General features: G+C 45.8%; 11 protein-coding genes. 5 read left to right on the forward strand and 6 right to left on the reverse strand.

The genetic code is table 11. From position 1 onward, the window contains the following. Positions 1-20 precede the first annotated feature (20 nt). Genes H3V00_RS10875 through H3V00_RS10890 form a run of 4 tightly spaced genes read left to right on the forward strand, consistent with a single transcriptional unit; the run spans position 21 to position 2683 of the window. Positions 21-1181, forward strand: a complete 1161-nt coding sequence (locus H3V00_RS10875) for an MFS transporter (RefSeq protein WP_198208068.1) — start codon at positions 21-23, stop codon at positions 1179-1181. Positions 1182-1198: 17 nt separating this feature from the next. Beyond that, positions 1199-1405 carry a cyanate hydratase gene (locus tag H3V00_RS10880; RefSeq protein WP_232335827.1) on the forward strand — a complete coding sequence of 69 codons (207 nt, stop codon included), beginning with the start codon at positions 1199-1201 and terminating at the stop codon, positions 1403-1405. 27 nt (positions 1406-1432) lie between these two features. Beyond that, positions 1433-2026 carry a uracil-DNA glycosylase family protein gene (locus H3V00_RS10885; protein WP_084562176.1) on the forward strand — a complete coding sequence of 198 codons (594 nt, stop codon included), beginning with the start codon at positions 1433-1435 and terminating at the stop codon, positions 2024-2026. 27 nt (positions 2027-2053) lie between these two features. Then, positions 2054-2683, forward strand: a complete 630-nt coding sequence (locus H3V00_RS10890; RefSeq protein WP_084552568.1) for an NAD(P)-dependent oxidoreductase — start codon at positions 2054-2056, stop codon at positions 2681-2683. 60 nt (positions 2684-2743) lie between these two features. Here the strand turns inward: H3V00_RS10890 and H3V00_RS10895 are convergent, their stop codons facing one another. The 6 genes from H3V00_RS10895 to metK all read right to left on the reverse strand — a co-directional run bounded on the left by H3V00_RS10895 (position 2744) and on the right by metK (position 10720). Then, the gene (locus H3V00_RS10895) at positions 2744-3628 is read right to left on the reverse strand and encodes a lipid A biosynthesis lauroyl acyltransferase (protein ID WP_084564347.1); all 885 of its coding nucleotides are present in this window, start codon (positions 3626-3628) and stop codon (positions 2744-2746) included. Positions 3629-3834: 206 nt separating this feature from the next. Beyond that, positions 3835-5364: a DHA2 family efflux MFS transporter permease subunit gene (locus H3V00_RS10900; RefSeq protein WP_025329940.1), complete on the reverse strand. Its 1530-nt coding sequence runs from the start codon at positions 5362-5364 to the stop codon at positions 3835-3837. Positions 5365-5572: 208 nt separating this feature from the next. Then, a complete protein-coding gene (locus H3V00_RS10905) occupies positions 5573-6769 on the reverse strand; it encodes an efflux RND transporter periplasmic adaptor subunit (protein ID WP_198208066.1) in 1197 nt (398 codons plus the stop codon). A gap of 38 nt (positions 6770-6807) precedes the next feature. After that, positions 6808-8253, reverse strand: a complete 1446-nt coding sequence (locus H3V00_RS10910; RefSeq protein WP_198208064.1) for an efflux transporter outer membrane subunit — start codon at positions 8251-8253, stop codon at positions 6808-6810. Between the two features lie 18 nt (positions 8254-8271). After that, positions 8272-8766 carry a MarR family transcriptional regulator gene (locus H3V00_RS10915; protein ID WP_037393212.1) on the reverse strand — a complete coding sequence of 165 codons (495 nt, stop codon included), beginning with the start codon at positions 8764-8766 and terminating at the stop codon, positions 8272-8274. 784 nt (positions 8767-9550) lie between these two features. Further along, positions 9551-10720 carry a methionine adenosyltransferase gene (gene metK, locus H3V00_RS10920; protein WP_084547456.1) on the reverse strand — a complete coding sequence of 390 codons (1170 nt, stop codon included), beginning with the start codon at positions 10718-10720 and terminating at the stop codon, positions 9551-9553. A 103-nt stretch (positions 10721-10823) separates the two neighbouring features. Between metK and H3V00_RS10925 the strand changes: the two genes are divergently transcribed. Beyond that, on the forward strand, positions 10824-11696 hold the full coding sequence (locus H3V00_RS10925; protein ID WP_096766325.1) for a lysophospholipid acyltransferase family protein: 873 nt from the start codon (positions 10824-10826) through the stop codon (positions 11694-11696). Positions 11697-11941 lie beyond the last annotated feature (245 nt).

An 11941-nucleotide genomic window follows, 5' to 3' on the forward strand; every position in this document is an offset into this window, starting at 1 on the left:
AACTATAGCTGTAAATTATTATGCTACTGAAAAGTTTACTTTCATTATCGTTAGGCACATTTGCACTGGGTATGGCAGAATTCAGCATGATGGGTATTCTGCCGGATGTGGCGGTTTCACTGAATATCAGTATCGCTCAGACCGGACATTTTATTGCTGCTTATGCAATCGGTGTCTGCTGCGGTGCATGGCTGCTGGTATTAAGTTACCGTCTGCCACCCAAAACTATTTTATTGTCATTATCGGCATTGATTGCCATTGGTAATATACTGGCTGCATTATCTCCGGGCTATATGACTTTACTGGTAGCACGTTTTATTTCCGGTCTGCCGCATGGCGCATACTTCGGTATCGGCTCCATTGTTGCTACCAAACTTGCACCACCGGGACGCTCTGCGCAGGCTGTAGCACTAATGATTGCCGGAATGACAATAGCCAATCTGATTGGTGTACCAGTAGGTACATGGCTGAGTTTGCATTTAAGCTGGCGTCTGGTATTTACTCTGGTGGCTGTAGTGGCCATCATACTGGTATTCACCTTACGGCGTTTTATCCCGCAAATGGATCGTTTACCCGATACCGGTATTCTGGGACAATTCCGTTTTCTGAAATCTGCTGCACCATGGCTGATACTGGCTGCCACCATGTTTGGTAACGGCGGGATTTTCTGCTGGTTCAGCTATATTAGCCCCTTACTCACACAGGTATCCGGTTTCAGTGGTAATCAAGTCAGCTTACTGATGGTACTGGCCGGCGCCGGTATGGTCGCCGGTAACTGGTGCGGTGGCCGTCTGGCCGACCGTTATACACCGGGTCAGGTCGCAGCCGGCTTACAGGGACTGGCAGCCGCAGCACTATTACTGATTTTTCTGTTTGCTTCGAATAGCTGGTTATCAGCCATACTGATGTGTGTATGTACATTCTGTCTGTTTGCCGTATCCGCACCACAGCAATTGTTATTACTGCGTCACTCTCCGGGTGGTGCATTGCTTGGAGCCGCCAGTGTACAGATGGCATTTAATCTGGGTAATGCCATTGGTTCTTATAATGGCGGGCTGGCCATCAGCCATCACTGGGGGTATCAATATCCGGCATTACTCGGGGTGCCACTGACATTAATTGGTTGTGCCTGCCTGTTGTGGTTTCACCGTCGCTATGAAAATCAGGGACAGGATATCTGAACTATAAGGAAATAATAATGGATGAATCTATACCACCGGAAATCAGGCAACGTCTGCAACTTGCCAAAAAAAACGGTAATAAAACCGAACAACTGCGTTTATGGCAGGAATACAGTAGTCTGCAAGGCTTTTCCAGTGAATGGGTAATGGCTGCACGGCTGGGAGAAGCAGGTTATACAGATGAACAGGCTCATATGGTAGCCTGTCTGTTCGGCCGCTGCTAGTAAGTACGGGTTATATTATAGATACTTATGGCTGAAATTATTGTTGAAACACACCCGCTGAAACCTTTTTTACCCGCAAATGCGCGGCTGCTGATGCTCGGGTCATTCCCTCCGCCTGCCGGACGATGGAAAATGAATTTTTATTACCCGAATCTGCAAAATGATATGTGGCGTATTTTCGGGCTGGTATTTTTTCAGGACAAACATTACTTTTTTACTGATAACAATAAAGCATTCAACGAGAAACTCATCCGTACTTTTTTATCAGAACGCGGTATAGCCATTAATGACGCTGCTTATCAGATCAGACGTTTACAAAATAATGCAGCCGACAAATTCCTCGAAGTTGTTACACCGGTAAACTTATCGGCAGTACTGACTCAGATTCCGCACTGTCAGCATATTATGACTACCGGAGACAAAGCTACCAGCACATTATTACAACTATTACCAGCAGATACGCCAGTACCGACTATCGGCCATCCCAGTCATACTATACTGGACGGCCGGCATTTAACTTTATCCAGACTGCCTTCTTCATCGCGTGCTTATCCGCTTGCACTGGAACGCAAGGCAGCAATTTATCGTGATTATTTTGCTAACATTGGGTTATTGAATTAATTTTAACTATTCAGCTGGGGAATTTTTATGCATATTCTGATTTTTGGTGCCAGTGGCGGCGTTGGCAGAGCATTGGTTGAGCAGGCATTAGACAGCGGAGATGAAGTAACTGCTGCACTACGTTCACCGGAAAAATTTGATTTACAGCATCCTAAATTACATATTCGCCACTGTGATGCATTTAACGCTGCTGATGTAGCGGCACTATTTACCGGTAACAGCCAGTATGATGCTGTCGCTTCTGCTCTGAATACCAATCAGGGAGTTAAACCGGGTGATGATTTGCAGCGCATGCTTGACAACATCGTTACACAATTACAGAAACATGGCATTAAACGTATTGTGTATTGCGCCTCTGCCGGCGTGGATAATGAGCTTGAAGGCGAGCGCGGTCAGGCGGCAATGGAATTTTTACGTTATCCGCTGGCAGACCATCGGGCGGCAATCGGAATCATTCAGGCAGCCGGTCTGTCTGCAACCATTGTGCGCCCGCTTGGCTTAACTAATGATGCGCTTTCGGCTCATTATCTTGAAGCAGCACAGGGTGTACCAGCAGGAAGTGGTCGTATTGCCCGCGCAGATGTGGCACATTTTATGCTGAAAGCACTGCACAATGATGCTTATATCGGACAATCTGTTGCATTATCCGGCGTCTGAATAAATAATTGCTATAAGATATATCTGACCGTCTGTCTGCTGTAGCAGGCAGACGATTTATTATTTGCGGATTTTTCGATAAAACGACGCTTCACCCTCCGGACGGGTTTTAAAGCGTTTATGCAGCCAGTAATATTGTGCCGGCTGTTCACGTATTCTTGCTTCAATAAAATCGTTCATGCGCTGAGTATCGGCAACCACATCATCACTGGGGAAATGTTCCCACTGCGGATAAAAGCGCAGAGTTACTGTACCATCAGCCTCGCGGGTTGGAATAGCAGGAATCACTTTTGCCTTAGTCAGACCAGCAATCCGGCTCAGACCGGCGATTGTAGCAGTTGGAATACCGAAAAAATTCACAAAAATTGATTCACGCCGGCCAAAATCCTGATCGGGCAGATAAAGAAACGGAGCGGTACTGGTTTTGATTTTCTTGATAATTGCACGCAGCCCTTCCGTTCGCCCAATCAGAAAAACATTATGATAACGATGACGTCCCTTAAGTATCTGCTCATCCATCTGTTTATTTTTCTGATGTGAGTAAACACTAATCAGTGGTACATCCTGATTAAGAGCATATACAGCTGCTTCAAAAGCAGTAAAATGCGGATAAAGTAAAATTACCTTTTCACCCGCGGCGAGAGCTTCATCAAGATAATGTTTATCCTGATAACGCACCAGCTTTTTCAGCCGGCCTGCATCTCCATACCAGTACAAACCATATTCCAGTAATAACATGGCCATATGGTAGAAATGTTCACGCAGTATTTTGCGCCGCTGCTGTTCTGTCCATTCAGGAAAACAGTGACGCAAATTAATCAGACCAATACGTCGTCTTGGTGCTACCGCATAATAACTTACCCAGCCTACACAGCGTGCCAGCGCATGAATCATACATAATGGCAGTAATTGCAGCACATACAAAAAAGCAAACGCCAATTTCATCATCATTACTATTGTTACCTAACTGATTATCGCCAGCTCTATCATTAACTGCGCTCTATTGTACACAAGCTGCGGTCACTTTACATTCACTGTTGTATATAACTTATTGCAATAACCCCAGAGCAAGTGGTGACAGGCAAAATACTCCGGATAAAAATAAATACGGCCTGCAAAGACACAGACCGTATGAACCGGATACAGACAAACTAATGTGCCCCTCCGCCACCGCCACTGCCAAACGGCGGTCTGGCAAACCACACCAGTACAATCAGAATCAGGAATGTCATCCCATACAGCCAGAACAGATCATTGGCACCCATAATATGAGCCTGCTGCCCTATGGTCTGCTCAATCGAGCCCAGCGGCTGAGTACCACTTAAACCGAGCTGGTTCATTCCCTGAATTGATTCATTCATCGTACTGTTATAAGGATGAATGTTTTCTACCAGTTGTGTATGATGCAAAGCCTCACGTTTATCCCATAACACATTGACCATTGAAGTACCAATACCGCCGGCCAGAATGCGCACAAAATTGGAAATACTTGAAGCACTGGCAATCTGTGAACCGGACATATTAGACAGAGTAATCTGGGTTAGCGGCATAAAGAACATTGCCATACCAATCCCCTGCACAAACTGCGGCCAGAATACATCCATAAAACTCATACCGGCATTAAAATTGGTACGCCAGAAGAAACAGATGGCATATACAGTAAAGCTGATGGTTACCAGCACCCGCATATCCAGCCTGTTACCAAACTTACCAATCAATGGCGACAACAATACCGGGAAAATACCGATAGGTGCCGTTGCCAGCCCTGCCCAGGTAGCGGTATAGCCCAACTGCATCTGTAATAGCATCGGCAATAATACAATTGCGCCCATATAGGTCATATAGGCGGTACTGAGCGTAATCACACCTACGGTAAAATTGCGGTCTTTAAACAGGCGTAAATCCACAATCGGATATTTTGCATACCATTCCCAGATAACAAAATAGCTCAGACATACCGTGGCAATAACCGCTAATATAATGATTTCATTGGATGAGAACCAATCCAGCTCATGACCACGGTCGAGCATCATCTGTAAGGCACCCACACCTACAACCATCAGGGACAGCCCCATCCGGTCGATTGGCTGGTTTTCGGTTTCAGTTTCGCGTTTTTTCAGCATCTGCCATGAGATGCCCGCGGCCAGCAACCCGATTGGCACATTAATAAAGAAAATCCAGCCCCAATGCCAGTTGTCACTGATAATCCCACCAAGAATCGGGCCGAAAATCGGTGCCACAATAATCACCATTGACCACATAGCCAGCGCCATCGGGCGCTTTTCCGGCGGATAAGCTGCCATCAGCAGACTTTGTGACAGCGGAATCATCGGACCGGCCACAGCCCCCTGCAATACACGGAAAAACACCAGCAATGCCAGACTGGGGGCAATACCACATAAAAACGAGGCCAGCACAAAGGACAGCGTAGCCACGACAAATACTTTTACTTCACCAAAACGGCGCGCCAGCCAGCCAGTTAGCGGTACGGAAATAGCATTTGCTACAGCAAACGCCGTAATTACCCATGTACCCTGACTGTTGGCTGCACCCAGATTACCGGTAATAGTCGGTAATGCCACATTGGCAATAGTTGAATCCAGCACCTGCATAAAAACGGCCAGTGATAGAGCCACCGTAACCAGAGCAAGTGCCGGACCTTTTAAAGGAGAATGCGTCATTCAAGCAGCCTTATCGCAGAAATATTTTTTATCTGCAGCATATCCGGATAGCTGTACTTACAAGTACAGTCAATACTATTCACAAAGACGATACTTCCGGAATAACAAAAAAATCAGGCAAAATCATTACCATGAATAATGGCTGCTGGCGGCAGAATATGCCCTTCTGCTTTAGCAGCCGTCGGATTATGGTTCAGCATTAACTCAATCAGGGGGCATATTGAGCAAAAATTTCCTCAATCATATTATTGATTGGAGTCCAATCAATTGCAGCCATATTTCCATTAGTGGGAATCGCATTAGCCGCAGTTAAATCCTGACCATTCTGGTTGCGCGTATTCACTTCAACATCCATTGACAAACCTACCCGCAGCGGATGTGCAGCCAGCTCTTTCGGATCCAGAGCAATCCGCACCGGCACACGCTGTACCACCTTAATCCAGTTACCGGTTGCATTTTGTGCCGGCAACAGTGAGAACGCAGCTCCCGTACCTGCTGACAGACCGGCTACCTTACCGTGATAAGTCACCTTACTGCCATATACATCGGCACTGATTTCCACCGGCTGACCAATACGGATTTTAGCCAGCTGACTTTCCTTAAAGTTTGCATCCACCCACACATTATTCAATGGTACAACCGCCATCAGTGCAGCACCGGTTGCTACCTTCTGCCCTACCTGTACATTACGCTTGGCAACCTGCCCGTCAACCGGAGCCTTAATCTGAGTACGTTGCAAATCCAGCCATGCACTCTTCAGATGACTGACAGCAGTCATCACTGCCGGCTGCTGACGCAGCGGAACATTGTGACCCAATACAGCTTTGGCCGCGCTTTCCTGTCCCTGCATAGCTTTCAGATTAGCCTGTGCTTCCTGTACTGCATCACGCGCATGACTCAGCTCCTCAGCAGAGATGGCATCTGTACCGGCCAGACTCTGGCGGCGCTGTAAGTCAGCCTGCAAACGTTTTAACTGTGCCTGTTGCGCTGCAACCTGTGCACTGGCCTGACGTGATTGAGCAGTCTGCTGCTGATTCTGACGAATCGCATTAATCAACTCATCATGTGCCCGTTCAAACGCCAGCTGCATATCACTATTATCCAGCTCTACCAGCACCTGACCGGCTTTCACAGTTTGCGTATCATCCACATTTACCTTTTGTACCGTACCGGTAATTTGCGGGGTTATCTGTACCAGATGACCATTTACATACGCATCATCGGTAGATTCTTTATGCTGCCAAACCAGCAGATACATCAGCAGACAACCCAGTGCAATCAGCAGAAAAAACACGGTCAACAACACGAGTTTACGTTTGCGGCCGGCCGGTACACGTTCTGACTGCGGCTGAACCGCCGGTTGTGAGGTGGTTACCGCCTCGTTAGTTTGCTTTTGTTCACTCATACGAAAATAGCTCAATAAAATTTAAAAATAACAGTAAATTAACGAGTAGCCTCAGCATCTGACATCTGGAAACCGCCGCCCAGAGAAGCATGCAGACTATTCCAGCTTTGCTGCTGCCAGGCAATGGTTTTAACCAAATCAGCCCGTGCACTCAGAGCAGCGTCTTCACGCTGTAGTCTGGTAATAGCATTGTCCAGACCGGCTGCCTGACGCTTGCTGCTGGCAGCCGCATTTTTCTGTGCCACCTGCCATGCCTGCTGCTGTAATGGCAGTGCCACAGTACTGTGCTGATAATCACTAATTGCATCAGCTGCCTGCTGCAAGGCAGTCAATACGGTTTTATCATATTGAGCTACCTGTTCATTATAAGCAGAGCGTTTACCGGATAATGCCGCCTGTAAACTGCCTGAAGTAAATAACGGCAGAGTAATGGCCGGTACAACGCCCAGCATCCGTGAAGAAGAGTGCACCAGATCAAACGCATCAACATGCGCAAGACCTGCCAGACCCTTAATTTCAATATTAGGATAAAAAGCAGCCTCAGCCGCCTTTACACCAAAATAATTTGACTGTAACAACGCCCGCTGTGCAGCAATATCAGGCCGCTGCCCTAAAATATCCGCCCGCAAACCATCAGTCGCAACTGCCGGCACCTTACCCAATGGCTGTGGTACTGCTTCCGGCAACTGGGTCGGTGATAATCCGACCAGTGCCGCAATACCATGACGGGTACGTTCAATATCCGCCTGTGTCTGACGTAGAGCGCTTTGCAAATTCAGTACAGTCTGCGTAACAGCATACTCATCACTTGCCGGCTGCAAACCTGCGCGAATCCGGTTTGCAACCAGCTTCTGCAACTGCTGATTCACTGCAATACGCTGTTTCAGAATATCCGACTGTTCCTGTAACTGCTGCCATTGCGTATATTGCGACACAATACTCTGACTCAGTACCAGCCGGGCCTGTTCCTGCTGATAAGAAGCAGCAAGACGGGAACCCAGCGCAGCCTTAATCAGATTACGCTGCCTGCCCCAGAAATCAAAAGTATAATTAACCGCTACCGCAGCCATTTCATTACTGAAAACATGATTCGGGTTATCACCGTCCCGGTTTGAGTCAGGCTTCGGATTCAGATAGGCGGCCACACCATTAGCCTGTACCCCGACCTGAACACCAGCTTCGCCTCTGGCACCACGCCATTGAGCCTCAGCTTCTGCAATACGCGCAGCCGCAATACGTAAATCCGGCGCATTGGACAAGCCGGTTTCCATTAATCTATTTAACAATGGCTGATTCAGCCCAAGCCACCAGTTTTGTTTTACTGCTACAGTCTGCCCTGCCGGCAATTGCAGCTGACCGGCATCCTGTGGATTTTCTAACTCAGGCTGTTTGCCAAAATTGGCACAAGCAGATAACAGCAGCAAAGCAACAGGGCTAACAAGAGCCAGCTGACGTAATCGGGGCGCAGATACAGTTAATTTCATGCAAATCTCAGCAAAAAGTTAAGCAGCGGTTAATAACTTAGTTAACAGCTGCTGTAATTGTTCATATTCCGGTTCACTCAGGGCTGACCATACCCGTCGGTGTACCTCATTGGTTTCCGGACTAACCGTTTGAATCAGATCCTCACCGGCTTTAGTTAGTTTCAGCGTAATTTTGCGCCGGTCATAAGGATGAGTAGAGCGCGTAGCCCAACCATTAAGTACCAGTTCATCCGATAAACGGGTTGCACTGGTACGAGTCAGATTCAGAATACTGCTCAGTTCTGATGGTAAAATCTCATGATTCGGTCGTGAATACACTGCCAGCAATGCATGCCACAGACTTTCTGATAAATGGTGCTTGTGTAAACGCTCATTCAGCTCACCGTGAATCGACGTATGTACCAGACGGATTAACCGGCTGAGCATCACCAACTGAACATTCATGCTTGGCATTTTCACTGCCAGCACCTCTAAAGTAGCTTCCAGTTCGGTAGCAGGAAGAGAAAAACCCATCTTAGAACACCTCAAAATCCAAAAAATAAACCATTTTAATAACCATACCACTTATTATAAATGAAGCTTATTATTTAGCTGAAAATATTCCATCCCTAAAATAGTCACTACCTTAGCAAATTTTTTGAAAAGCCCTCTTATCTATCTGTATATCTGCATATTGCCGGTAACAGTAAATACCCTATACCGTTATCGTTTTTTCCAGCCCTCATCTATCACCTATCAAATACAATTACCGGAAACAGACTCTACAGACCAGAACAGCAAATTGCTTTAGTGCATTATCCGTCGTTGCAGAAATGAAACAACCCGGACAGTATTCAGCAATACCGGTTAACCAGTTTTCAACTCAAAAAAACCATCACTTAAACTTGTTAATAATTGGCTACAAAGACCATAAACATAATTATTTTTCTATACAAACCATAAAGTAACAACTCAAAACCATACTTATGTGTTAAGAGCATAATTATATTTAATAACAGATTAAATATAGAGACATTTTGAATTTTTTTACGCCTTATTAACCAGATACCTGTTTTACCGGCTTTTCCACAACAACCTTTGACACCAGCCTTAAACAAAATTGCATCTTCCACTCTGTACAAAACTGCAATTTTCTTAGCAAATACATTACCAATAACGACATAAGCAGCATATTCAGCTTATTCCGCAGACAACCTACCGATACAACATCATCACAATATATACATATCCTGACTAACTCCTGCATCAGCAAAAAAACAGGCTGCTTCAAAAGCAGCCTGTTTCCACATAACCAGAATTAAATACCTGCGGCTTCACGCAGCAGTTGCGCTTTATCAGTACGTTCCCAGGTAAATTCAGGCTCTTCACGCCCGAAATGACCATATGCCGCTGTTTTCGCATAAATCGGTCGCTGCAAATCCAACATTTTAATAATACCTTTCGGACGCAAATCAAAATGTTCCTGCACAATTTCAATCAGCTTGTTTTCATCGATTTTGCCGGTACCGAAAGTATCAATCGCAATTGAAGTAGGCTGTGCAATACCGATAGCATAGGAAATCTGAATCTGACACTGACTGGCCAGACCCGCGGCAACAATATTCTTCGCCACATAACGGCAGGCATAAGCAGCAGAGCGGTCAACCTTGGTAGGATCTTTACCGGAAAAAGCACCGCCGCCATGAGGGGCCGCCCCGCCATAAGTATCCACGATAATTTTGCGACCAGTAAGACCACAGTCGCCTTGCGGACCACCAATGACAAAACGCCCGGTCGGATTAATCAGATATTGCGTCTCTTCAGTCAGCATATCAGCAGGTAACACCGGCTTAATAATATATTCCTTAACAGCTGCAACCAGCTCATCACGCTCAATATCCGGCTCATGTTGCGTAGACAGCACCACAGTATCAATACGTTTTACCTTTCCGGTTTCACTGTCATACACACAGGTAAGCTGTGCCTTGGCATCAGGACGCAACCACGGCAGTTCACCACTTTTACGCACTTCACTCTGACGCTGCATCAAACGGTGTGCATAATAAATTGCAAACGGCATCAGCGTAGGCGTTTCATCACAGGCATAACCGAACATCAGTCCCTGATCGCCTGCACCCATGTCCAGGTCAAGCCCTTCCCCTTCATTAACCCCCTGAGCAATATCAGGAGACTGCTCGTCATAACACACCATCACCGCACAGCCACTGGCATCAAACCCCAGTTCTGATGAGTTATAACCGATACGTTTAATTGTATCGCGTGCAACTTGTATATAATTAATATGCGCACGTGTAGAAACTTCACCGGCCAGAACACACAAACCGGTATTTACCAGAGTTTCAGCTGCAACACGTGCAGTAGGATCCTGAGTCAGGATAGCGTCTAAAATAGAATCGGAAATCTGGTCGGCAACTTTATCCGGATGACCTTCGGATACCGACTCGGAAGTAAACAGAAATTCACTCATAATTGGCGGATACTTTCTGATGCTAATCAAGCATTATGATGGGCAGTTATAAATGCTTTTGTTACAATGTCGCCCAAATTTTCGAGTTTGAGATACAGAACGGATGCAAAAGCTGGTTTATTTCATATTTTTCCTGTTGGCATTAATCCCCTTACCTGTTTTACAGGGTTTAGGTTCCGTACTGGGGCGCCTTGGCTTTTACTTCGCCACCAGTGAACGTAAACGCACAACTAAAAATCTGCATTTTAGCAAACTTGCCGCCAACGACCAAGAATCAGAAAAACTGGTTAAATCCATTTTTGCAGAAACAGCCAAAAGCGGGCTTGAGTTATCCATAGCCTGGACCCGCTCAAGCAAGCATATCGTCTCATTATTTAAAGAAGTACACGGCTGGGAACACATAGAAGCCGCTATTGAACGCAACGAAGGTTTGCTTTTAATTACACCACATCTGGGCAATTATGATCTTGCCGGCCGTTTCCTGAGCGAAAAACTGCCTTTTCCGCTTACCGCCATGTACCGTCCGCCTAAAATAAGCTGGCTAGAAAGCGTTATGAATAGTGGACGTGTGCGTGATAACGGCTATACCGCTCCTGCCAATATGCTGGGGGTAAAACAAATTGTACGGGCATTAAAAAATAAGCAGGCTACTATTGTACTGCCCGATCAGGTACCCGGCGAAGGAGAAGGTGTATGGGCAACCTTTTTTGGTCAGCCTGCCTACACCATGACCCTAGCCTCTCGTTTGGCCATCATGCCTGAAGTCACTCCCCTGTTCTTTTGCGGCGAACGCCTGCCGCACGGTCGCGGCTTTGCTCTTCATATCGCACCACTTGAAGGCACACTCAACGGCAACCGCGAGCATGATGCACAGATTATTAATAATAATGTTGAAAAATGGGTAACACGTTTCCCAAGCCAGTACCTGTTTGGCTATAACCGGTACAAATGGCGTAAAAACAGACCTGCTATCTAAAAACCATCGAAAAATTAGCAAACTATATCTTATACAAACAATATAGAAATCACAGAAGAATTATCTTTAAATTATAATTATTCAGAAATTATTTAATACATTATTTAATTAAAAATCGTCATATCAATTTAATAAATATTTATCAAGTATGATCTGAAATTTGTAAATACCCCATTGTTAGCACACAAACCAAGTAGAAAATCATGCTATTTGTTTCATGTTTCTATATTCAATTGGTGTCATAT

The sequence above is a fragment of the Snodgrassella sp. W6238H11 genome, from assembly GCF_016100525.1.
GTDB lineage: Bacteria > Pseudomonadota > Gammaproteobacteria > Burkholderiales > Neisseriaceae > Snodgrassella > Snodgrassella alvi.

Coding starts and splice junctions, on each gene's coding strand:
- H3V00_RS10900 (WP_025329940.1), bottom strand. CDS start 5,364: ATGACGCATTCTCCTTTAAAAGGTCCGGCACTTGCTCTGGTTACGGTG.
- H3V00_RS10880 (WP_232335827.1), top strand. CDS start 1,199: ATGGATGAATCTATACCACCGGAAATCAGGCAACGTCTGCAACTTGCC.
- H3V00_RS10895 (WP_084564347.1), bottom strand. CDS start 3,628: ATGAAATTGGCGTTTGCTTTTTTGTATGTGCTGCAATTACTGCCATTA.
- H3V00_RS10925 (WP_096766325.1), top strand. CDS start 10,824: ATGCAAAAGCTGGTTTATTTCATATTTTTCCTGTTGGCATTAATCCCC.
- H3V00_RS10885 (WP_084562176.1), top strand. CDS start 1,433: ATGGCTGAAATTATTGTTGAAACACACCCGCTGAAACCTTTTTTACCC.
- H3V00_RS10915 (WP_037393212.1), bottom strand. CDS start 8,766: ATGGGTTTTTCTCTTCCTGCTACCGAACTGGAAGCTACTTTAGAGGTG.
- H3V00_RS10890 (WP_084552568.1), top strand. CDS start 2,054: ATGCATATTCTGATTTTTGGTGCCAGTGGCGGCGTTGGCAGAGCATTG.
- H3V00_RS10875 (WP_198208068.1), top strand. CDS start 21: ATGCTACTGAAAAGTTTACTTTCATTATCGTTAGGCACATTTGCACTG.
- metK (WP_084547456.1), bottom strand. CDS start 10,720: ATGAGTGAATTTCTGTTTACTTCCGAGTCGGTATCCGAAGGTCATCCG.
- H3V00_RS10905 (WP_198208066.1), bottom strand. CDS start 6,769: ATGAGTGAACAAAAGCAAACTAACGAGGCGGTAACCACCTCACAACCG.
- H3V00_RS10910 (WP_198208064.1), bottom strand. CDS start 8,253: ATGAAATTAACTGTATCTGCGCCCCGATTACGTCAGCTGGCTCTTGTT.